Source organism: Campylobacter sp. 2457A, assembly GCF_020135895.1.
Taxonomy (GTDB): domain Bacteria; phylum Campylobacterota; class Campylobacteria; order Campylobacterales; family Campylobacteraceae; genus Campylobacter_D; species Campylobacter_D taeniopygiae.
The window spans coordinates 1-22,376 of the sequence record NZ_JACHTO010000021.1 but is presented as its reverse complement, the minus strand read 5'-3'; the positions used below and the strand labels follow the sequence as shown (position 1 = coordinate 22,376).

Here is a 22,376-nt window from a genome sequence, read left to right as displayed (position 1 = left end):
AACAAATAAAAAAAGATTTTTAAAAAATTATTTTAAGGAAAAACAAATGAAAACTTTAGAAGAAATGCAAGCTATGGATGAGACAATAAAAAAGCAAAAAACCTATCAAAAACCTAATATTTTTTAAAATCAAAATATAATTTGATCGATAAGAATATCCGTGAATACGATAAAATTTCATATAAGACAAGTAGTGAAGGTGCTAATCTATACGAGTATGATTATTGATTTAACATCAGCAACTGAACAAAATCTTAATCTATCAATAAAAGATTTTTCTAAAATTGAAAGAATTTACATTGATAATTCAGTATTGTTAAACAAACAATATTTTGGTTTAGAAAAAGCTTGTAAAGGATGGAAATTTAACGAGGAGTCTTTAAAAGAGTTTTTTAAAATCAGTCAAAAATATGAAGACTGGCAAACTTCTTACCGCATTTTTGATCAAATTCCTTGTGTTATTAGAGGAAGATTTTCTTTAGATAATATTGATTATTTTTTTTGAAATTAATGCAGGCGGAAGCTTTGAAATTTGGAATAATAATCATAAATTTTATTTTGGTTGCGACAATAAGCAAAATAAAAAATGTGATATTTTTTTATTAGATTAGCATTTTACTATATTTTTATGCAAGGCTATACAATGACAAATACTATTTTAATATGGTTATTTTGTATTTTTATACCAATATTACTATTAAAACACAAATTTAGAGCCATTTTTATATCAGGTGTTTTTCTGATATTTTTTACTATCAATGATATATATTACATGATAATCAATGACAATATGCTAGGGTTATTACAAACTGTGCTTAATATAAACAAAACAACATTTATTATTTATGAAAGTTGTTTGATTTTATTTTTTGTGGCTTTATTGTTTGTAGCATACAAAAAGCCGAAATTTCATACAATAATTTTTATTTATTTAACTTTATGCAATGCCTTATATCCTTTTAATATTTTAGAGAATTTGTTATTTGGTAAGAGTATGGGACTTATAAATTTTTGAAAAAAATATAAAGGATAAGATCTTATAATGAAGATTACTAGGAAGCTAATATGATTAAAAAATACATTATAATTTTTATAATTTTGCTAGGATTTGGATGTATCAGTGCAAGTCCTATATCAAAACAAACAACAAATCAATCAACTATATACAATGATTGGTTTAAACGACATGGAAAATGGAATTTTAAAAAAGCTTATGAAACTAACGAAGCTCAAGGTAACAAAGGATATTCTTTTCAAACTAATTGGGCTATTCTTGATATGATTGCCAAAGATGATGTTGTGGGATTAAAATATATGTATGAAAAATTAAAACCCGATCCAGAACACAATATGACATTTTTTAATGGTATAGCTATCCCTTCTGTAAGTTATGAACAACAAGCCATTGATAAAAGGAGTATAAAAGCATTAAAATTTTTACTTAAGAATAAAGTGATTGATATAAAAGCAACCATAGAGGATGAAAAAACACAAAAAGAACTTTCTTTATTTCAATACACAACTCAAAAAATCAAAGAAGCTAAAAATAAAAAGGATTTTAAAGCGATATCAAGGTATAAAAAGATATTAGAAATTTTACAAAATTATAAAGAAAAATAAAAGTTTTGCTACTATAATTTAAACTTATGTTTTTTAAATAAAAGATAAAAATGCTAAAATGAAGCAAAAAACCAAATTTCACAAATTCTTGATGAAAGTCATTGCTTTTATTACCGCAACCAAATAAGGAAGCAGAATAATGAAATATATTTTTTTATTCTTAATGTTTTTAAACATCACTTATGCTAAAGAATTTCCTACTTTTGTAAAGGATTGGCAAGGTATTTATGTAGCCGATAAACAAGCCTTTCAAATAAGTGATAATTGTTATAATGATGAGATGATGGGTGGAATTTATTGTGAAATTGGATATTCTAAAAATGGTAGCGCCTTTGATGATTGGGATACAAATTTTTACACAGAAAAGCCAAATGATATGAATTATTCAGTTATTAGAATAATCAATTTAAAATCTCCTACAAAAGCTATTATAAAAATATTTTCTATGGAGTATAATAACGATTTTTGCGATATTGAAGTTGAAAAACAAAATAATAACATAGTTCTTAAGTCAGGTAAATGCAAAATTGGAGATTTTATCTTGCATAAAGAAATTTTTACAAGATATAAAAAATAATAGACATTGATAAACTTAAAAAAATATCAAGAAATGAAAAATTTGCAAATAAAAATTTTAAAATTTACTTTATAAAAATGGATTAAAAAATCAATAACTTAAATTTATTAACTTTATCTTTTAAGAATTTATGTAAATATTGATTATAAAATATTTACATAAAATCAAGCTATTTTAAATTTTATTATTGCTCTTCTTTAATTTTTCTCTTTGCTAATCCCATTTGCTCATAAGCATCGATCTCTTTTTTATACGAGGCAGAAATTTTCTTAAGCTCTTTATTTAAAAAGCTTACAGTTTGAGGGCTTGCATTTATATTTGAAGCCAAAGATGCAACAAATTCTAATTTTTTCTTAGTAGCATCATCTAATTCTTTAGAAGTTTTAGATCCTAATTTATGCGTAGCAACATATAACTTAGCTAATTCTTGTAAATCAGAATCGCTTAAATTTGGATCAGCCGCCGCTGCAATCATATTATCTAAATTAGTATCAAATACTCTTTTAGCCTTTTTTTTAACAGCGGGTGTATCTTTATCTTTTTTAGGTATTTTTTTACCACTACTCGTAATCAAATAAGCAATTAAACTTAAAAATAAAAAGAGTGCTAAAGCAACGCAAAAAATTACCATAAAAATATAATTCATTAAAGCCTACCTACAAAATGACGTTTTCTTCTTGAAAAATATGCTAAAACAAGCATTGCAATAAAAATCCAATAAACATAATCAGGAATTTGAACTGCTTCTCCAGCTGCATAAGAATGCATACCGGTTAAAAAATGATTCACACCAAAATAAGTCATAGCAACTACCCAATAAGCAAACATGCTCCACAAAGCAAATACAAATTGGTTGCAATATTTAGGAATCATTCTAAGATGCAAAATTGCAGCATAGACTAAAATAGTTATCAATGCCCAAGTTTCTTTAGAATCCCAGCTCCAATATCTCCCCCAGCTTTCATTTGCCCAAATTGCCCCTAAGAAATTTCCAGCTGTAAGCAAACAAAGTCCCAAAATCATAGCCATTTCATTGATCCTAGTAGCCTCTGTGATATTTCTTAAGATATTAGAATTATATTTTCCATCTTTTTTAAGAAAACACATCAATAATAAAACAAAAATACCCAACAAGGCACACAAACCTAAAAATCCATAACTAGCAGTTATAACGGACACATGTATACTTAACCAATAAGAATTAAGAACAGGTCTAAGATTTGTAATTTGAGGATTTATTTCATTTAAATAAGCCACCATTAACACTATACCCGATAAAATAGAAGTAAGAGATAAAGCTATAGGGCTTTTTTTAGAGAAAAATATCCCAGATAATGATAAAGCCCATGCAATATAAATCATACTTTCATAAGCATCACTCCAAGGTGCATGCTCGGATAAATATGCACGGAGAATCAATCCTATAGTATGGATAACAAAAGCTAATATATTTAGAGTATATACAATTTTAAATATCTTTGTTATTTTTAAATTTGGAGTAATCATTTTAGCAAAAACAATTACCAAAAGTAAAATTCCTGCAATCAAATAAACGGGGATTAATTTTGAAAAAATTTTAATCTTATTTGAAAAAATTTCAGTCTTGATTTTATTTTCACTTGGCATAACTCTATATCCGACTTTACTTTGATACTCTTTAATTAATCCCAAAGCTTTATCTGCCTTAGTCCAATTATTATCACTAAAAGCTTGATCAACTGCCCCAAAATAATTTCGCACCAAAGCTAAAACAATCTCTCCTTCTTCTCCCTTTAAAGTTGTAATAGCAGAATAAGGCGCCAACCAAAGATTATTTTGATCATTTTGTACTGGAATAAATTTAAAAAGCTCTCCACTAAAAACTAAATTAACAATATTAGCTCTTTCATCTAGCTTTATAATCTCTTTATCGAAAGTATTTCTTGTATTTGGATTTTTCCTATTTGCATTTTCTACATATTTTTGAAGTTTATAATGATTGTTTTCATCAAAAAAATCTCTATAAGAAATATATTTTTTATCAGAAACTTTTAAAATTTTAGCAATATCTTTACGAACAGCACTATCATCAGGCATTAAAATAAAAGGTTCATTTTGCCATTTATCCACACCTATAAGCATAGAAAGCATTACTGCGTTAGCATCTTGCCCTTTGTAAGTATCACTGTGATGAATTTTTTCTAAAATTTCTCTTGATAAAGTATCAAAAGGCATCATTCTACCATCTAAAGATTTTTGTAAAACTAAAGAAGCGAGAGCTTTAGCGTGTTCTGGATTTACTATAGGCAAATCATTATCCTTAGCAAAAGCTTTATTTGCTCCACAAAAAATAAAAAATACCAATAAAAAAGCTCCGATATTCTTTAAAGAGTCTTGATTGATTAGTCTCACTAAAGTTCTAAATCTTGAATTTGGATTAAAGAAATTTAAAAACATTCCTAAGATTAGTAAAAAATAACCTATATAAGTTGGAGTTTTTCCTGGATCTTTATTGACTGAAAGAACTGTCCCTTTTTCATCTTGATCGTAAGAATTTTGATAAAATCTATAACCATTATAATCTAAAACATTATTCATAAATATCCTATAATCAAAATTTTTACTTCCATCCTTAACTGTAATCTCGCTTGCATAAGAAGCCGCAGACATAGAACCTGGATAGCGATCTAAAACGAATTTATTTAAATAAATTTCAAAAGGTAATTTATTGTAAGAAAGTCCCCAAGAAATAAAAAATTTCTGCCCTTCTAATTCAACCACTTCAGGCTTACCATACTCAAAAATATAAAAATCTTTACTTTTATTTTTATAAGTTAATTCAAGTTTTAAAGCATTTTCACCTTTTAGATTTAAGGCTTGATATTCTTTACTCATTGCAAAATCTTTAAATCTTAAAAGCCATGAAGTTTTCCAATTTTGCGGCTCTCCAAAACTTGAAACTAGCATCGTTCTAGCTAATTCCATCCAAGAAGATTTAAACCACAACCAAAAACTTTCATCTTGTGGTCTATTAGCACCTTGAATTTCACGATCTCCATGTAAAGAAGCAAATTTTATAACAAAATTTAGATCTTTAATATTGTAAAGTCTAAGATCTTTAGCATTTTGATTCTCTGTAGTTTTTAAGATAAAATTTTTACCCTCTTTCATATTAAACACGTTTAGATCTTCACTTGAAGTCAAATTTAAATTTTGATCAATTTTTACATAAGGTTTTGCAACATCATCATTCATAAAGGAAAAATTGATTCCATCAATATTTTTAACTTCTCCTTTTTTAAACTCCATTGTCATTCCTTGCATATTTTTTTGAGAAAATGTTATAGCAAGTAAAGGATCTGAAGTATTATTTTCCTTATAAACATAATCAGCATCTAAAATCAAATCTTTATATTTTAAAACAGCCTTATCATTGCCCATATTTAAAGCAAGTTTAAAATGATTAGCAAAAGGTAAATTTCCGATATAACGATCATTTACAACACTATATTGCTCCCCATCTTTGATGGCAGAAAAGCGAACTGAAGTTTTTAAACTCTCTATCAATGAATTTTGCGTATGTTCCCTGATGGATAAAGTTCCCTCAAATCCGTAATATCTCGTAATTCCAGCTCCTACAAGAATAAAAAGAAAAGATAGGTGAAAAATCATCAAAGGCAGTTTTTTTAAATTAAACATTTTATAGCGAAACATACCACATAACAAATTTATACCTAGTAACAATTGAATATATTCAAACCAAAAAGCATCATAAATCATAGCCCAAGCTGTAGGAGTTCCATAAGAACTTTCTATAAAAGTTGCCAAGGCACAAAATAACGCAAAAATTAAAAATAAAATTATAGAAATTCTTAAATCCCCTACACTCTTAATTATTCTTTTCATTTTTTTAATGTCCTTTTTTTTACAATCCTAAATATTTTTTTCTAATATCATCATTTCCAATTAAATTTTTGGCTTTATCTTGCATCGCAATTTTGCCATTTTCTAAAACATAGGCATAATCACTTATTTTTAAAGCAGAATAAGCATTTTGTTCAACTAAAAGTATAGTTATACCTTCATTTTTTAAACGAACTATAATATCAAAAACTTCACCAACAATTTTAGGCGCCAAACCCAAAGAAGGTTCATCAAGCATTAAAAGCTTTGGCTCACTCATCAAAGCTCTTGAAATAGCCAACATTTGAGCTTCTCCACCACTTAAACTTCCCGCCATACAATTTTTCTTGCTTGCAAGTCGTGGAAATAATTTATACATTTGTTCTCTTAAGTGCTCATAGTTTTCACTATTATTATAAGCTCCGATCTTTAAATTTTCCTCCACGCTAAGATTAATAAAAACACGTCTTCCTTCTGGAACCAAAGCTATACCTTTTTGTACTAAAGTATGAGTTAAATGCCTTTTAGTATCATAGCCTAAAAAATTAACCTCTCCGGTGCGTTTAACTGAATTTAAAAGAGCGTTTAAAGTAGAAGTTTTACCTGCTCCATTAGAACCTATAAGTGAAACTATATTACCTGTATCAACCTTAAAATCTATACCCTTAACAGCTTCAATCAAGCCATAATATACATGCAAATCTTTAACTACTAGCATCAAAATCCCCTAAATAAGCAGCGATCACTTCTTTATGTTCAACCGCATCACTTAATTTTCCTTCAAAGATAGTCTTACCATAATCAAGCACTAAAACCTTATCACAAAGCTGATTAACAAATTTCATATCATGCTCTATCAATAAAATACTGATTTTATATTTTTCTCTTAATTTTAAAATGAGTTCAGCCAACTCATCGCTTTCGCTTGAATTCATACCAGCAGCTGGTTCATCTAGCAATAAAAGTTTTGGGTTTGTTGCCATTGCACGAGCGATTTCAACCTTTCTTTGTTGCCCATAACTTAAACTTGTAGCTTTTTCATTTGCCAAATCAGCTATTCCCAATTCCTCTAAAATGTTATAAGCCTTGAGGTTAAATTCTTTTTCAACCTTGCCAAAACGCCCCAAATGAAAAAATGCTTCTAAAATACTATATCTCATTTGCTTATTAAAGCCTATCATTACATTTTCAAGAACATTCATACTTGAAAAAAGTCTTATATTTTGAAAAGTTCTTGCTATGCCCAAATGCACAATTTCATAAGGTTTAAGATGGCTTATTTTTTGATCTTGAAAAAAAACTTCCCCACTAGTTGGTTTATAATTTCCTGTGATAATATTAAATAAAGTTGTCTTTCCAGCTCCATTAGGTCCAATTAAACCAAAAATTTCTCCTTTTTGGATACAAAAAGAAGTCTCATTGATCGCTTGCACTTCTCCAAAAGATTTAGTGATATTTTTTAATTCTAGTATCATTTAAATCCTTTCTTTTTGGAGTTTTTGCTTAAAAAGAAATTCAGCTCTTTATCTCCAAAAATTCCTCTTCTTGCAAAAAGCATAACTAAGATTAATACCAAAGAGAAAGCAACCATACGAAGACCTGGCATAGACTCGATATTGATATTTAAAATATCAATTTTAATCTGCAATTCATCTAAAAATCTCAACCATTCCATACCACCTATAACCAATATAGATCCAACTATGGCTCCAGTTGTCGAACCAAGCCCACCTAAAACAATGATAATTAAAAGCACAAAAGTAAATTCAAAACCAAATTGTTCAGGAGAAACTGATCCAAGAAGGCATACCAAAAGCCCCCCGCCTACTCCTTCTAAAAAAGCAGAAGTTGAAAATGCAAGAGTTTTAATCCAAAAAGTATTGATACCCATAGCACTCGCGGCATCTTCATCATCACGTATAGCTTTCATAGCTCTACCAAATTTAGAATACACTAAATTCAAAATCAAAATAACCGCAATAATTGCAATACCACCCGTCCAATATAAATTAGAAAATAAAGGAACGCCATTTAATCCCATCGAACCATTTGTCAAACTTGGAAAATTGATAGCTAATTTTTGTATGATAATACCAAAACCTAAAGTTACAATTGCTAGATAATCACCCCTAACACGAAAAACCGCAAAAGAAAGGATTAAAGATAAAACACAAGCACTAAATCCAGCAATTATGAGAGCTAAAATAAATGAATTTGTGTGAAAAGCTAAGATAATAGGGCTAGGATCTTCTAAGCTAAATAAATCATTTTTTTGATCAACGCTTAAAAGTACTAAAGCGGCTGCATAGGCACCAATAGCAATAAAACCATTAGGCTCTAATGAAAATTGCCCAGTCACGCCATTGATAAGATTATAACTCACAGCTAAAGTGATATAAATAGCAATTTGATTTAAAATCCCCATTCCATAGCTATCAAAAAAATGCGGTGCTATCACAATAAAAGCAATAGCTAAAATAATATAAATTAAAGCAGAAATTTTCATCTTTATCATCTAAAACCTACTTTTTTCAAAATTAATACCCAAGATTCCCGTTGGTCTAAAAAGCAAAATAAATACTAAAAAGATAAAAGCAAAAGCGTCTTTAAAGCCTGAAAGATCTGGAAAGAAAGCAACAACCATCACTTCAGTAAGTCCTATAATTAACCCACCTAAAACAGCTCCAACCACAGAACCAATTCCACCTAAAACAGCCGCTGCAAACGCCTTAAGCCCTACTAAAGTTCCCATAGTAGGATAAACTGAATAATAGTTACTCGACCAAAAAATTCCAGCTAAAGCTGCCAAAGCAGAACCTAAAGCAAAAACAATAGCTATAATGCGGTTTGCATTAATTCCCATTAAATTTACCGTTTGTATATCAAAAGCTAAAGCACGAATAGCAATACCATATTTGCTTTTATAAAGCAAGATAAGAACAATAAACATTACAAGTAAAGTCACCAAAGGAACTAATAAAGAACCTAAAGTCATACTGACTTTACCCAAGGTAACCATTTTTTCAAAAATTGGAGGAACTGGAAATTGCTGCTCTGTTGAAGTGAAAATCATATTAAATAAATTTTGCAAAAAGAAGCTAATCCCAATAGCTGTAATTAAAAGTGAAATTCTAGGAGCTTTTCTTAAAGGCTTGTAAGCAATTTTATCAATAATCACTCCCACAAGAGAAGAAAAAATCATAGAAGCTATTAAAGCGACTATAAAAATTGCTAAGACATAATGATTATCTAATAAAGTAGTATTGATAAATGGAGAAAGACAATTAATAAGCAAAAGCGCTATATAAGCTCCAACCATCATTATATCACCATGGGCAAAATTAATAAGCCTTAAAACACCATAAACCATAGTATAACCTACGGCAATAAGAGCATACATACTCCCTAAACTTAAACCATTAACAATTTGCTGAAAAAATAAAATCGAGTCCATTTTAGTCCTAAGGATTTATTATATCTTTATATATTGGTTTTTGATTTTTAATTTCTTTTACAATAATAGAACGAATAGCATTACCATTTTTATCTATACTGATAATCCCAGAAACGCCTTCGTAGTTTTTAGTTTGATGAATTTTATCATTGATACATTCGCTTGTTAGGTTATTTTTACAAGCATTCATAGCATTAAGCATTACAAAGTATGCATCAGCACCCATTGCTGAAAAAGCAGGAACTTCTTTATCTTTTTTCTCTTTTTCATAAGCTAAGATAAAATCCTTACCTAGTTTTGTTATAGGATTGTAAGAATCAAAACTATCAGTAAAAATATAATTATCAGATGCTTCCTTAGCTAATTTTATAAAAGTAGCATCCGCAACGCCATCAGCAGAACCCATAGGAGCATTTAAGCCTATGATTTTTGATTGTCTTGCAAACAAAGCTGCCTCGCTATAATAAAGCGGCAAATAAATAAAATCTGGATTTAAAATTTTAATTTGAGTGATTATAGCTCTAAAATCTTTATCTCCTGAATTTACCCTTAATACCTTTAAAATTTTTCCACCTCTTGCTTTAAATTCCTTTTCAAAAGCTTTTGCTAAGCCTAAAGAATAATCCGTACTTTGATCCACTACTACAACTGCTTTTTTAAAGCCAAATTTTTCATTAACATATTTTGCCAAGGAAGATCCTTGAAAACTATCCATAAAGCATACCCTGCTAGAATATTTTTTGTTTTCTAAAAGTTTATCTCCAGTTGCTGCAGGTGCAATGAGTGGAATTTTATTATCTTCAGCTACTCTCATAACTTGTAAGGTATTTGCAGTGATCATTTCACCAATAATACCCAATACTTTATCTTGAGTAACTAGACGAGTTGCCGCACTTGAAGATTCTATTTTATCGCCTTTAGTATCTAAAACTATTAAATTGATCTTATCGCCATTTTGTAAAGATCCTTGCATTTTATTTGCAATCTCAATACCATCTAAGGCACTTTGCCCATAAGCTGCCGTAGCTCCGCTTAGAGGCAAAACAACTCCTAGATTAATATCCTTAGCTTCTAAATTTAAAATTAAAAATGCAATTAAAATTATTTTTTTACTCATGGGTGCTCCTAAGGTTTTATCAAGGCTTTATAAACCTGCTTACCATTTTGAATTTCTTTTATAACAACAGGGCGAACGGCATTTCCATTGGCATCAATGCTTATAAAACCCCCAACGCCTTCATAATTTTTAGTTTGATGAATTTTATCATTGATACACTCACTTGTTAGATTATCTTTACAAGCATTCATAGCATTAAGCATTACATAATAAGCATCGGCACCCATTGCCGAAAAAGCAGGAAGATCTTTATCTCCTTTTTCTTTTTCATATTCAGCAATAAATTTTTTACCGCGATTTGTTGAAGGATTGCTAGAATCAAAACTATCAGTAAAAATCACACCATTAACAGCACTTGAACCTAATTCTATAAAGGTTTTATTATTTACCCCATCTCCTGCGGTTAATAATTTATCAAAACCTAATTGCTTAGCTTGTCTAGCTATCAAAGCTGCTTCTGGATGATAAATTGGCATATAAACAAAATCGGGATTTAAACTCTTTAGTTGCGATACTATCGCTCTAAAATCTTTATCTCCGGAGCTAATTATCAATTTTTTTAAAACTTTTCCACCATTAGCTTTTAAAGATTTTTCAAAAGCTTTTGCTAAACCTAAAGAATAAACATTGCTTTGATCAATAATAATAACAGCATTTTTTAAATTTAAATCTTTAGTGATATAAGTAGCAAATTTATCACCTTGAAAACCATCGCTAAAACAAACGCGAGAAGCATATTTTTTACCGTCTAAAAGCTTATCTCCTGAAGCTACTGGAGCTATAAGAGGGATTTTTTTATCTTCAATAATAGAAATTGCTTGAATTGTGTTTGGTGTAGTGGTTTCTCCAATGATGCCTAAAACTTTATCTTGTGTGATTAAACGATTGATGCCGCTTGTTGTTTCGAGTTTATCACCCTTAGTGTCAATTATAATTAATTTGACTATATCGCCATTATCAAGCTTTGGATTTAATTTATTAGCAAGCTCAACCCCACTAAAAACATCTTGTCCATAAGCAGCTACCGATCCTGTTAGTGGCAAGACAACACCTATATTAATTGTTTTTGCATATAAACTGCAATTCATAAAAATAAAAATATTTAACAAAAAAACTATTTTTTTCATTGTTAATCCTTTTTAAATTATTTTAAAAAAATATTATGTTCTGTTTTTTTAGGAGGCTCCTCCTCTATCAAATCTTTAACTTGTAAATCAAGAGCAAAATTATCTCCTTTAACATAAGCGATAATATTATCCATATCATCATGGCTTAAATTTTTAGCATATAAGGCCATTTGAGAAGTCATAGTAGAAGTATTGTCCAAAGTATAACCTATTAAAGCCGTTTTAATATCTTCTGCGGACATATCCTTTAATGCCTTAAAGCGAGAGGTACTTTTTTCTCCATTATCCCCATGACAAACGTTGCATTTATTTTTAAAATAAATCTTTTTAGCTTCGGCTAAATTGTATTGTTTATTAGCATCAAAAGTATATCCAAAAATAGATTTTAGACTAACGCCAAAAAGAGCTACGATAAAAATAGAACTTATAAAAAACAAACGAAAAATCATCATATTTCCTTAATTTATTTTACTTATATTGATATCATTTCTGTTAAAATTATAGCCATGGATATTTTTACTCTTTGAATTTCCACACGTATAACGTATAGTTCCAGATACCTCAATATCTTTAAAAATTTCATCCAAAGGTGTCGCATTGCAAACATTTAAACAAAGCATCATTGAAATAAAAAATAATATTATTTTCATATACACTTTCTATTAAAAATTAAAGAGTTGATTATATCAAAAAAAGATAATCAATCTTAATGATTTCCTTTATGTAAAAAATAAAGACCCAAACAAAGTGCCAAGATAGAACCTGCTAAAAAAGTCATATCCACAGGTGTTGAAAATTTCATTTGCAAAACTCTTTGAAAAAAATTTACAATCAAAACCATAATAATAACTTTTGCTAGCTTATCTTTAAGCTGATCTAAACTATGCACTTCTAAAACTTTACTTTGTTTCATTTGCTTAAATTCTTCAATTTCACTGATAAAAAGCTCATAAACACCAAAAGAAAAAATAAACAAAACCAAAGCCATCAAATAAAGATCCACAGCTCCTATGATCAAAGCAACAACATCTTCATGTAAATCAATACTTGCATTTAAACCAAAAAAATAATTATAAGTGTATAAAATCACTTTAAAAACATCATAACTTGCAATCACAAAAAGCACAAAAGCACCTATAAGCCCAAATATCACAGGCAAAATTGTAACTATGCGACTTTTAACCAATAAAGATTCAAAAATTTTTTCTAACATTATTTTTCCTGATTATTTTTCAATTCCAACCATTTTTGAGCAATTCTAACGGCATTAGTCGCCGCTCCTACACGAATTTGATCCGCAACGCACCACAAATGAAGTATTTTTTTATCGTATTGATCTGGGCGAATTCTTCCTACATAGGTTTCATTAGTATCACTCGTAGTTAAAGGCATAGGATATTTTTTATTTTTTGGATCATCTAAAACAACAACACTTGAAGCCTTTTTTAAAATTTGACGCGCTTTGGCAGCATCAACCTCTTGATTAAAATGCATAGTAATAGACTCGCTATGACTTCTTAAGACCGGAACTCTAACGCAAGTTGCTGAAATTTGAAGCTTTTTATGTAAAATCTTTTGCGTTTCATTGATCATCTTTAACTCTTCTTTAGTATATCCGCTATCTGTAAATTCGTCGATGTGCGGAATTAAATTTAAAGCTAAAGTGTGTGGAAAGGTTTGAGCTTTAAATTCGTCTAATTTAAAAGCAAAAAAGCTTTGCATTCCTTCAACTAATTCTTGCATACCTTCTTTACCTGCACCACTAGAAGCTTGATAAGTGCTTACATCTACTCGTTTAAGATCAAAAGCATCATCAAGTGGTTTTAAAACATGTACCATTTGTATCGTTGAGCAATTTGGATTTGCAATAATTCCTGTTTTTTTCCAATCCTTAATATCTTCAAAATTACATTCTGGAACAACCAAAGGAACATCTTTATCCATTCTAAAATGACTTGTATTGTCAATAACTACAGCACCGCACTCAACGGCAAATTTAGCGTATTGTTTGCTTATGTTTCCACCTGCACTAAAAAAAGCGATATCGACTGGATTTTCCTTAAAAGTATCTTCTTTTAATTCTTTTACTTTATAAACTTTTCCTTTAAATTCTATCTCATCCCCTGCACTTTTAGCGCTTGCTAAAGGCAAGATGCTTTCAACTGGAAATTCAAACTCTTCTAAAACGTTTAAAAGCTCCTCTCCGACAGCACCAGTTGCGCCAACTATGGCTATTTTTTGCTTTTTTGCCATTTTATTCCTTTATTTGATATTGCTTGATTTTTTTTTCTAAAATTTCAAGGCTCATTCCAAGCTCATTTGCCGCTTTTTGTTTATCAAAGCCAAGCTCTTTTAAAATTTGCTCCAATAATTCTTTTTCCAAATTTTTCACATCTTTTTTAAAAGTCCTAGCTTCCAAAAATAAATCTTGAGGTAAAATTTCATTTCCTTCGCTTAAAATACAAGCACGTTGCACTATGGAAATAAGTTCTCTGATATTACCTGGATAATTATATTCTAGTAAAGTTTTTTCAGCTTCTTTACTTAAACATTTGTTTTCAAAATTATACTCTTGACAAGTTTGCTCAAGAACTTTATTAGCAATTTCTAAGATTTCTTCCTTACGCTCTCTTAAAGGCGGAATATTTATAGGAATAGTGTTTAAACGATAATAAAGATCTGATCTAAATTCTCCATTTTTTATTTTTTCATCTAAATCAGCGTTAGTCGCACTTATAATTCTTACATCGATTTTAATATTTTTAGTGCTTCCAAGTCTTACAATCTCTTTCTCTTGTAAAGCCCTTAAAAGTTTTGCTTGTATCTCATAAGGCATTTCACCAATTTCATCTAAAAATAAAGTTCCTCCATTAGCCATTTCAAAAAGACCTATTTTAGTAGCATTAGCATCTGTAAAGGCTCCTTTTTCAAATCCAAATAATTCGCTTTCTATTAGATTTGCAGGAATTGCAGCCATATTAATAGCTATAAAGGGTTTATCAAAACGTTGTGAATTTTCATGAATAAAACGAGAAAAAACCTCTTTACCTACCCCACTTTCACCAAAAAACATAACCGAAGCATCTGTTTTTGCTGCTTTTTTACTTAAATTTAAAGCTTGTTCTAGTTTTTCGGATGTAGAGAAAAAACCTGTGTTTTTATGAGTATTTTGTCCTTTAGATTTTTTATCAGAAGTTTTTTGACGTATAATCTTTGCACGTTTAATAGCTTCAACTAAAGTTTCTATATCAAAAGGTTTGGTTAAAAAATCTTTAACTCCAAGTCGCATAGCTTCAATAGCGCGATTTAAGGTTGCGTTTCCTGTCATAATAATAAAGTCATATTTGTTTTCACAAGCTTTAACAAATTCAAGACCATCCATTCCAGGCATATTTATATCTGTAATAATCAAATCCGTGCTAGAATCGATTTTTTTAAGTGCTTCTGTGGCTGATTTATAGGATTTGATTTTAAATTCCTCGTATTCACCCAAAGCTATTTCGAGAGATTTTCTCATATTGATATCATCTTCTACGATCACTAAATTCATTACCAACCTTTAGAATTTTTACAATAATAACAAAATAAGGCTTAAAGTCACTTTTTTTTAAGATAATATATTATGGCACTTTTTAAACCAAAATCCACACTAAAACGCAAAGGTAAAATTCTAATATAAATTTCATTTTGAGCCTTCATAAGATCTGTTTTTGTAATATCTTTTATAGAAACTTTTGCGCCAGTAAAACAATCGATTAATTCTTCTTTGTGAGAATTTAAAAAATTAAGCTTGATATTTTTTGCCATATGATCATCAATCATGCCCAATTCAGTTTTAGGAAATTTTTTTAAATCATCATCATTGTAGGGTATTTCACAGGCAAATTCGCTGATAGCATTTTCACTTTGAGTCATAGCCAAAGAGATATTTTGACTCTGATGAAAAAGAATTAAATTTTTACTTGAAAGTTCTGCCCAAAATATAAATTCATCTTGAGCAAAAACTTTCAAGCTTAAAAAAATCAATAAGCAAACAATTCTTTCCACTTGTCCGCATCAATCTTAAGTTCTACATTTACTCTATAAAGACCTTGATTGAAATTTTCATCAATAATACTTGCATTTTTGATCAATCCATTTACTTGAGCAGTAATAGTTGAGCTTCTAAGCATAGCATCTTTAACAGTATCTTTACCATTTACTTTCACACCATAAAGTTTGCTTGCAAGTTGTCTGTAAGCATCTGTAATAGCTGCTCTTTTTGCGAGTGCAAGTGCTTGAGCTGTAGAAACAGTATTCATCGGAGCGATACCTTCTCCAACAGCAGTAAAACTAAGTTCGCTATCTGTTGTATCAGGAGCTAACATTTTTTCTTGCTTGATGATATCGCGTACATCATCTTTATCAACTTTTTGTACGATAATTTCTGGAGCTTGAGAATTTGCAGGAGTGCTACTTGCATTCTTGCCCGCTACTCCATTAGCGCTTGGCACACAGCCAACAAAAATTCCTGCTACAACTAGCATCATAAAAATTTTTTTCATATTTACACCTTCAAAATTTTTTGTCATTAATACTTTAAAAGCAAAAAGCGTTCCAACTTTTTACAAAACTATTCTAAATTTAAATCTGGATTTTCATCGCTAATTTCCTCATCAACTTCTTCTTTAGGACATTTAGCAATGCTAACAACTTCATCATTTTCTACATTTACAACGATAACTCCACTTGTATTGCGTCCGGCCTTGCGAATACTATGCATATCAACTCGGATCATTTTTCCACTACTTGTAAGAGCCATCAAGTCCATATCTTCATCTACAATCACCACGCTAATAAGTTCTTTAGTCTTATCAGTGAGTTTCATACAAATAACACCCTTGCCTCCTCTACTTTGAAGTCTATACTCTCCAGCATTTGTGCGTTTTCCTATACCTTTAGCACTAACACTTAGAATTTCTTGCTCATCATTTTCTATGACAACAGCACCCACTAATTCATCATTTTTTTCTTTGAATTTAATAGCCGTTACTCCACGACTTACGCGGCCAATTTCACGCACTTTTGCAAGAGGAAATTTAATACACATACCTTTTTTTGTAACCGCAAAAAGCATTTTTCCTTTTATTTCCTCTTCTGGTAACTCTTCATTTTCTACTTCAATATTATCCACCATTGAAGCTAAAGAAATTTCTCCTTCATCTCTTTGGACAATGATTGCTGTAACTAGTTCATCATTTTCATCTAGATTAATCGCTTTTACACCGACACTACGTATATTTTGATATTCACTTAAATTAGTACGCTTAACAATACCATTTTTTGTAAAGAAGCATAAAGATTTGCTTTGATCAAAATCAGTTGTTGGAATAATTGCCATAATTTTTTCTTCAGCTTGCAAATTGATCAAATTAACAACAGCTTTTCCTTTAGCAGTTCTTGATCCTTCTGGAATTTTATAAACTTTCAACCAATAAAGCTGACCTCGATCGGTTACAAACATCAAGGTATCGTGAGTATTTGCTGTAAAGAAGCTTTCTATAAAATCATCATCGTAAGTCGTAACAGCAAGCTTGCCTTTGCCGCCACGCTTTTGTTTTTCATACTGTTTGCTTGGAACACGCTTGATATAACCACGATGAGTGATAGTCACCACCATATTTTCATTTGGAATCAAATCTTCCACATCTATATCATCATAATCATCTTCTATTTGAGTGATACGCGGTACATCAAATTTGGCTTTAATTTCTTTTAATTCATCGCGGATTAAATCTTCAAGTAATTTTTCACTTTTTAAAATCTCATCCAATCTTGCGATTTCTTTCATAAGCTCTGCAAGTTCATTTTCGATTTTTTCTCTTTCAAGTCCTGTTAGGCGACCTAGTTTCATATCTAAAATAGCATTAGCTTGAATTTCACTAAGGCCAAATTTTGCCATTAAAGAATCTCTTGCACTAGCATTATCAGGGCTATTTTTAATCAAAGCTATCACATCATCAATGTTATCAAGTGCAATAGTAAGACCTTCTAAAATATGCGCTCTTGCTCTTGCTTTTTGAAGTTCAAAAATAGTTCTTCTAATAATAACTGTTTTTCTATGAGTTAAAAAGAGATTTAAAAGCTCACTTAAAGAAAATATCTTTGGTTCTTTATTATGAATGGCAAGCATAATCACACCAAAGGTGCTTTCCATTGTTGTAGATTTGAAAAGATTGTTCAAAACAATTTCACTCATTGCTTCGCGTTTAAGCTCTATAACAACACGAATTCCTTCTCTATCGCTTTCATCTCTGACTTCAGAAATTCCTTCAATCTGTTTTTCTTTTACAAGATCAGCGATTTGCTCTATGAGTCTTGCTTTATTAGTTTGATAAGGAAGTTCATCTATAACAATAATATCTTTATTTGACTTTTTCTCTATATGAGTTTTTGCTCTAATCTTTACGCGACCGCGTCCAGTGCGATAAGCTTCAATAATACCTTTTTTACCATATATAATACCGCCGGTTGGAAAATCAGGGCCTTTGATAAATTGCATCAATTCTTCTAAAGTGGCATTTTTATTATCAAGTAAATATAAAAGACCATCAACTAATTCATTTAAACTATGTGGAGGAATATTGGTTGCCATACCCACCGCAATACCGCTAGATCCATTAAGTAATAAATTTGGCACCCTAGCAGGTAAAACATCAGGTTCATTCATGGAATCATCATAATTTGGAATAAAATCCACCGTATCTTTGTCAATATCACGTAAAAGTTCTTCAGCTAAAATCGTCATTCTAGCTTCAGTATAACGCATTGCAGCAGCACCGTCTCCATCTATAGATCCAAAGTTTCCTTGCCCATCTATAGTTGGATAACGCATAGAAAAATCTTGCGCCATTCTTACTAAGGCATCATAGACAGCGATATCGCCATGTGGATGGTACTTACCGATCACATCCCCGACAATACGCGCGGATTTCTTATAAGCACTGCGACTCCCAACACCAAGATCATTCATAGCATAAAGAATTCTTCTATGCACAGGCTTTAAACCATCCCTTGCGTCAGGAAGAGCACGCCCGATAATAACACTCATAGAATAATCTAAATAACTACTTTTAATGGAATTTTCTATATCGACAATCTCAATATCAGAATCTTTGTTAAAAATATTTTCCATAAAAATCCTTCCACAATATTGAAATTTTTATTTTACCATATTAAACTTTTGCATCAGCTAAAACAAGGGCAAAAAGAACAGAAATTTTGTTTTTTTCTAAAAATTTTTTAGCTTCCAATAAACTAGAACCCGAAGTTACAATATCATCAACTAAAATCACAGGATGAGAAATTCTTTTTAAAAGTTTAAAATTTCTTTTATTTTTTTGCCTATATGTCAAACTCTTTCCGGAATATTTTAAAGAATTTTGAGAATGTAAAGCTCCAAATACAGGCTTAATGAACTTAGTTTTTAAGTATTTAGCTAAAATGGCTGAATGAGAATAGAGTAAATTTTCCACCCTATCATCTAAGGCTATAACATTGATTTTTTCATCAGGAGAAAAGAAATTTTTAAATTTAGCGAAACTAAGCCTTGCTAAAAAATGAAAAACAAAATAACCATAAAAATGATGTTTGGAGTGTAATAAATGTTTTATCTCGTGATATTTATAAAAAGAATACACTTTAAAATTATCCTCAAGAACTCTTATCCCTAAAGAAAATTCAGATAATTCTTGAGAACAAACATCGCAAAAACAAAGCAGAGTAAAACCTCCGCAATTTAAACATTTCAAAGCTCTGAAATAATGCTTGCTGCTTTATTAGCCATTTGTTTTATAAGTAAATGTGTATAAAATGGAACGTCTTTTAAATTTTCAAAACCTTGTACATCTTGTTTTGTGCGTAAAGTAAATTTTCTATTTTTATTAACATCGCTTAAATTTAAAACTCCAACAAGTTTTGAATGCAACCCTGCTCCATCTTGTCTTGCACTGTATTTTGAAAAAGCAAGATCAATTTTAGTCACATAAGGAGAATCCGCGCTATTATCGTCAAGCACTACAATGCCTCTAGCTTGAAGTTCTTGTTTTAAATAAACATAAAAAATAGCATTAAAATCTAAATCTACATACAATTTTTGATTTTTCGCAAAAAATACCTTTTGCTCCTCTTTTAAATCATAAAAACGATGCAAATATACTTTTTTCAAAGCCACCGCAGTATCTAGAGTGCGTTTGTTGGCACAACATTGAATTCCAACATCGCTGATATATAAAAGACCTTTTATTTTAGCTTCATAACCACTTGGGCTTTCGCAAGGACTGCACGCTGAATCTTTAGAAATTTGATTAACTTGATCAAAAGTATTCTTGCTAGCACAAGAATTCAAAAACAAAGCAGCAAGCACAAAAGGTAAACACTTTTTAATCATTTTTTCTCCTTAAATTTATTATAAAAAATTATTTTTCAAGCATTGTATTAAAATTATCAACAAATTTCAAGTGCAATTTAAAAATAAGTTCAATTTAAAAAAATTAATCAATTTTTAAAACACTTAAAAAGGCTTCTTGAGGTAAATGAACTTTACCGATAGCCTTCATTCTTTTTTTACCCTCTTTTTGCTTTTCTAAAAGCTTTCTTTTTCTAGTAATATCCCCGCCATAACATTTTGCGGTTACGTTTTTTCCCATAGACTTAACCGTTTCTCTTGCAATGATTTTATTTCCTATACTTGCTTGAATAGCAACTTCAAAAAGCTGTCTAGGAACGATTTCTTTCATCGCACTTACAAGCTCTCTTCCTTTACTAAGCGCTTTTTCATTTGGCACGATAATACTTAAAGCATCGACATTTTCTCCCGCTACTTTAATATCAAGCTTAACCAAATCTCCAACACGAAATTCGATCGGCTCATAATCAAAACTCGCATATCCTTTAGTTAAAGATTTTAATTTATCATAAAAGTCCATCACAATTTCATTTAAAGGTACATCGTATTCCAATAAAACACGTTCAGGTGTGATATAGTCCATCTTCACCTGCATCCCTCTTTTGCGATTTAAAAGAGTGATTAAATTTCCTAAAAACTCACTCGGAGTGATAATCGTAGCTTTAACATAAGGCTCTTTAATATGATCGATTTTATTAACCGGTGGGAGTTCGCTAGGGTTTTGAATTTTTAAAAGCTCTCCATTAGTTTGATAAATTTCATACGTCACTGTTGGAGCTGTAGCAATAAGATCAAGATTAAATTCTCTTTCTAATCTTTCTTTAATAACCTCCATGTGCAAAAGACCTAAAAAACCAACCCTAAAGCCAAAACCTAAAGCCAAAGAAGTTTCTGGCTCGTAGGTAATGGAACTATCATTGAGTTTTAATTTATCTAAAGCATCCCTTAAATCCTCAAATTTATCTGTTTCTATAGGATAAAGTCCTGCAAATACAAAAGCCTTTGCTTTTTCAAAACCCCCTATAGCTTCTTTAGCTTTATTTTTAGTTAAAGTGATGGTATCTCCAACTTGCACATCGCCAACAGTTTTAAGCCCCAAAACGACAACTCCAACCTCGCCTGATTTTAAACTTTGCGTTTTGATTGGATTTAAAGGATGGGGATAAAAAAGATCTTGGACAATATGCTTTTTATTTGTACTCATTACCAAAACTTCATCGTTTTTAGAAATTTGCCCTTCATAAATTCTCACTAAAGCCAAAGCGCCCAAATAATTATCAAACCAAGAATCATAAATTAAAGCTTTAGTAGGAGCTTCATTGTCTATTTTTGGTGCTGGAATTTTAGTGATAATTGTTTCTATAAGCTCTTTTATCCCTAAACCTGTTTTAGCACTCACGCAAATTGCATCTTTGCAATCTATACCTATAATATGCTCAATTTCATGTTTAACTTTCTCTACATCCGCATTTGGAAGATCGATTTTGTTGATAACTGGGATAATCTCAAGGTTATTTTCAAGAGCGATATAAACGTTGGCTATGGTTTGTGCTTCAACGCCTTGAGAAGCATCAACTACAAGCAAAGCTCCTTCGCAACTTGCCAAAGATCTGCTTACTTCATATGAAAAATCGACATGACCTGGAGTGTCGATCAAATTTAAAATATATTTTTGATTATTAAAGGTGTATTCTAAACGAACAGATTGGGCTTTTATTGTAATGCCTCGTTCTTTTTCTATATCCATAGTATCCATAACTTGAGCACTCATTTGCCTATCGCTAATAGCTCCACATTCTGAAATAATTCTATCTGCTAGAGTACTTTTTCCATGATCAATATGCGCTATAATTGAAAAATTTCTAATATTTTCCATTGTCTTCCTAAAAAATATACTTTTTAAAATTTTAGCAAAAATATTTTTCAGAAATGATTAAATTTAATCTTAAATAGATGCGTATTTTTATTTTTTACCAAATTTTAAGTATAATCATCTTTAAAATATTAAAAGGTTATCAATGCTTGTCAATAAAACTTATGAAATTTCTTCTTGTGATGATGTAGAGCTTAATATCAAAAGAACTTCAAAACTAGAATATCGTATAACTTATGATGATGAAAAAGAAATAAAAGCTATAGTTTTTATTGCGTAT

General features: G+C 30.2%; 23 protein-coding genes. 4 read left to right on the top strand and 19 right to left on the bottom strand.

The genetic code is table 11. The annotated features are described in order from the left end of the window. The first annotated feature begins 160 nt into the window (after positions 1-160). The 3 genes from H2280_RS06925 to H2280_RS06915 all read left to right on the top strand — a co-directional run bounded on the left by H2280_RS06925 (position 161) and on the right by H2280_RS06915 (position 2,197). Positions 161-505: a hypothetical protein gene (locus H2280_RS06925; protein ID WP_337216050.1), complete on the top strand. Its 345-nt coding sequence runs from the start codon at positions 161-163 to the stop codon at positions 503-505. Between the two features lie 560 nt (positions 506-1,065). Further along, positions 1,066-1,620, top strand: coding sequence for a hypothetical protein (locus H2280_RS06920; protein ID WP_337216049.1), 555 nt, complete (start codon positions 1,066-1,068; stop codon positions 1,618-1,620). A gap of 139 nt (positions 1,621-1,759) precedes the next feature. Beyond that, entirely contained in the window at positions 1,760-2,197 is a 438-nt protein-coding gene (locus tag H2280_RS06915; RefSeq protein WP_337216048.1) for a hypothetical protein, read from the top strand. A gap of 184 nt (positions 2,198-2,381) precedes the next feature. Here the strand turns inward: H2280_RS06915 and H2280_RS06910 are convergent, their stop codons facing one another. From H2280_RS06910 to lepA, 19 genes are all read right to left on the bottom strand, one after another. Continuing rightward, positions 2,382-2,843, bottom strand: a complete 462-nt coding sequence (locus H2280_RS06910) for a hypothetical protein (protein ID WP_337216047.1) — start codon at positions 2,841-2,843, stop codon at positions 2,382-2,384. Then, positions 2,843-6,082: a cytochrome c biogenesis protein gene (gene ccsA, locus H2280_RS06905; RefSeq protein WP_337216046.1), complete on the bottom strand. Its 3,240-nt coding sequence runs from the start codon at positions 6,080-6,082 to the stop codon at positions 2,843-2,845. Before ccsA ends, H2280_RS06910 begins: the two co-directional genes overlap by 1 nt. A gap of 19 nt (positions 6,083-6,101) precedes the next feature. Further along, positions 6,102-6,797 (bottom strand): ABC transporter ATP-binding protein, encoded by a 696-nt coding sequence (locus tag H2280_RS06900; RefSeq protein ID WP_137623355.1) that lies wholly within the window; start codon positions 6,795-6,797, stop codon positions 6,102-6,104. Beyond that, complete coding sequence (locus H2280_RS06895) at positions 6,784-7,554, bottom strand: ABC transporter ATP-binding protein (protein WP_137623356.1); 771 nt, start codon at positions 7,552-7,554, stop codon at positions 6,784-6,786. The genes H2280_RS06900 and H2280_RS06895 overlap by 14 nt, the downstream gene beginning before the upstream one ends. Beyond that, a complete protein-coding gene (locus tag H2280_RS06890) occupies positions 7,551-8,594 on the bottom strand; it encodes a branched-chain amino acid ABC transporter permease (protein WP_337196093.1) in 1,044 nt (347 codons plus the stop codon). The genes H2280_RS06895 and H2280_RS06890 overlap by 4 nt, the downstream gene beginning before the upstream one ends. Next, complete coding sequence (locus H2280_RS06885) at positions 8,595-9,533, bottom strand: branched-chain amino acid ABC transporter permease (protein WP_137623358.1); 939 nt, start codon at positions 9,531-9,533, stop codon at positions 8,595-8,597. 7 nt (positions 9,534-9,540) lie between these two features. Next, positions 9,541-10,650: an ABC transporter substrate-binding protein gene (locus H2280_RS06880; RefSeq protein WP_337216045.1), complete on the bottom strand. Its 1,110-nt coding sequence runs from the start codon at positions 10,648-10,650 to the stop codon at positions 9,541-9,543. A gap of 8 nt (positions 10,651-10,658) precedes the next feature. Then, positions 10,659-11,738, bottom strand: a complete 1,080-nt coding sequence (locus tag H2280_RS06875) for an ABC transporter substrate-binding protein (protein WP_407920017.1) — start codon at positions 11,736-11,738, stop codon at positions 10,659-10,661. A gap of 56 nt (positions 11,739-11,794) precedes the next feature. Continuing rightward, entirely contained in the window at positions 11,795-12,226 is a 432-nt protein-coding gene (locus tag H2280_RS06870) for a c-type cytochrome (protein ID WP_137623361.1), read from the bottom strand. Positions 12,227-12,235: 9 nt separating this feature from the next. Continuing rightward, positions 12,236-12,427, bottom strand: coding sequence for a pyruvate ferredoxin oxidoreductase (locus H2280_RS06865; protein ID WP_137623362.1), 192 nt, complete (start codon positions 12,425-12,427; stop codon positions 12,236-12,238). Between the two features lie 56 nt (positions 12,428-12,483). Continuing rightward, positions 12,484-12,990 (bottom strand): YqhA family protein, encoded by a 507-nt coding sequence (locus H2280_RS06860; RefSeq protein ID WP_137623363.1) that lies wholly within the window; start codon positions 12,988-12,990, stop codon positions 12,484-12,486. Continuing rightward, a complete protein-coding gene (locus H2280_RS06855) occupies positions 12,990-14,030 on the bottom strand; it encodes an aspartate-semialdehyde dehydrogenase (RefSeq protein ID WP_337216044.1) in 1,041 nt (346 codons plus the stop codon). The genes H2280_RS06860 and H2280_RS06855 overlap by 1 nt, the downstream gene beginning before the upstream one ends. Position 14,031: 1 nt before the next feature. After that, the gene (locus tag H2280_RS06850; RefSeq protein ID WP_337216043.1) at positions 14,032-15,327 is read right to left on the bottom strand and encodes a sigma-54-dependent transcriptional regulator; all 1,296 of its coding nucleotides are present in this window, start codon (positions 15,325-15,327) and stop codon (positions 14,032-14,034) included. A gap of 47 nt (positions 15,328-15,374) precedes the next feature. Next, the gene (locus H2280_RS06845; RefSeq protein ID WP_337196088.1) at positions 15,375-15,824 is read right to left on the bottom strand and encodes a hypothetical protein; all 450 of its coding nucleotides are present in this window, start codon (positions 15,822-15,824) and stop codon (positions 15,375-15,377) included. Then, positions 15,800-16,321, bottom strand: a complete 522-nt coding sequence (gene flgP / locus H2280_RS06840; RefSeq protein ID WP_337196087.1) for a flagellar assembly lipoprotein FlgP — start codon at positions 16,319-16,321, stop codon at positions 15,800-15,802. The genes H2280_RS06845 and flgP overlap by 25 nt, the downstream gene beginning before the upstream one ends. A gap of 68 nt (positions 16,322-16,389) precedes the next feature. Then, on the bottom strand, positions 16,390-18,951 hold the full coding sequence (gene gyrA, locus H2280_RS06835; RefSeq protein ID WP_337216042.1) for a DNA gyrase subunit A: 2,562 nt from the start codon (positions 18,949-18,951) through the stop codon (positions 16,390-16,392). A 40-nt stretch (positions 18,952-18,991) separates the two neighbouring features. After that, positions 18,992-19,567 (bottom strand): ComF family protein, encoded by a 576-nt coding sequence (locus tag H2280_RS06830; protein WP_337216041.1) that lies wholly within the window; start codon positions 19,565-19,567, stop codon positions 18,992-18,994. After that, positions 19,564-20,205, bottom strand: a complete 642-nt coding sequence (mapA, locus tag H2280_RS06825; protein ID WP_337216040.1) for an outer membrane lipoprotein MapA — start codon at positions 20,203-20,205, stop codon at positions 19,564-19,566. Before mapA ends, H2280_RS06830 begins: the two co-directional genes overlap by 4 nt. A 103-nt stretch (positions 20,206-20,308) precedes the next feature. Continuing rightward, a complete protein-coding gene (lepA, locus tag H2280_RS06820; protein WP_337216039.1) occupies positions 20,309-22,099 on the bottom strand; it encodes a translation elongation factor 4 in 1,791 nt (596 codons plus the stop codon). Between the two features lie 142 nt (positions 22,100-22,241). On the opposite strand from lepA, the gene H2280_RS06815 reads away from it, so the two are divergent. After that, positions 22,242-22,376: DUF2920 family protein (locus H2280_RS06815; protein ID WP_337216051.1), on the top strand; the 135-nt coding region annotated here is incomplete at its 3' end.

Coding starts and splice junctions, on each gene's coding strand:
- H2280_RS06870 (WP_137623361.1), bottom strand. CDS start 12,226: ATGATTTTTCGTTTGTTTTTTATAAGTTCTATTTTTATCGTAGCTCTT.
- H2280_RS06855 (WP_337216044.1), bottom strand. CDS start 14,030: ATGGCAAAAAAGCAAAAAATAGCCATAGTTGGCGCAACTGGTGCTGTC.
- H2280_RS06875 (WP_407920017.1), bottom strand. CDS start 11,738: ATGAATTGCAGTTTATATGCAAAAACAATTAATATAGGTGTTGTCTTG.
- H2280_RS06915 (WP_337216048.1), top strand. CDS start 1,760: ATGAAATATATTTTTTTATTCTTAATGTTTTTAAACATCACTTATGCT.
- mapA (WP_337216040.1), bottom strand. CDS start 20,205: ATGATTAAAAAGTGTTTACCTTTTGTGCTTGCTGCTTTGTTTTTGAAT.
- H2280_RS06920 (WP_337216049.1), top strand. CDS start 1,066: ATGATTAAAAAATACATTATAATTTTTATAATTTTGCTAGGATTTGGA.
- H2280_RS06895 (WP_137623356.1), bottom strand. CDS start 7,554: ATGATACTAGAATTAAAAAATATCACTAAATCTTTTGGAGAAGTGCAA.
- lepA (WP_337216039.1), bottom strand. CDS start 22,099: ATGGAAAATATTAGAAATTTTTCAATTATAGCGCATATTGATCATGGA.
- H2280_RS06900 (WP_137623355.1), bottom strand. CDS start 6,797: ATGCTAGTAGTTAAAGATTTGCATGTATATTATGGCTTGATTGAAGCT.
- H2280_RS06865 (WP_137623362.1), bottom strand. CDS start 12,427: ATGAAAATAATATTATTTTTTATTTCAATGATGCTTTGTTTAAATGTT.
- H2280_RS06910 (WP_337216047.1), bottom strand. CDS start 2,843: ATGAATTATATTTTTATGGTAATTTTTTGCGTTGCTTTAGCACTCTTT.
- gyrA (WP_337216042.1), bottom strand. CDS start 18,951: ATGGAAAATATTTTTAACAAAGATTCTGATATTGAGATTGTCGATATA.
- flgP (WP_337196087.1), bottom strand. CDS start 16,321: ATGAAAAAAATTTTTATGATGCTAGTTGTAGCAGGAATTTTTGTTGGC.
- ccsA (WP_337216046.1), bottom strand. CDS start 6,082: ATGAAAAGAATAATTAAGAGTGTAGGGGATTTAAGAATTTCTATAATT.
- H2280_RS06860 (WP_137623363.1), bottom strand. CDS start 12,990: ATGTTAGAAAAAATTTTTGAATCTTTATTGGTTAAAAGTCGCATAGTT.
- H2280_RS06880 (WP_337216045.1), bottom strand. CDS start 10,650: ATGAGTAAAAAAATAATTTTAATTGCATTTTTAATTTTAAATTTAGAA.
- H2280_RS06850 (WP_337216043.1), bottom strand. CDS start 15,327: ATGAATTTAGTGATCGTAGAAGATGATATCAATATGAGAAAATCTCTC.
- H2280_RS06890 (WP_337196093.1), bottom strand. CDS start 8,594: ATGATAAAGATGAAAATTTCTGCTTTAATTTATATTATTTTAGCTATT.
- H2280_RS06885 (WP_137623358.1), bottom strand. CDS start 9,533: ATGGACTCGATTTTATTTTTTCAGCAAATTGTTAATGGTTTAAGTTTA.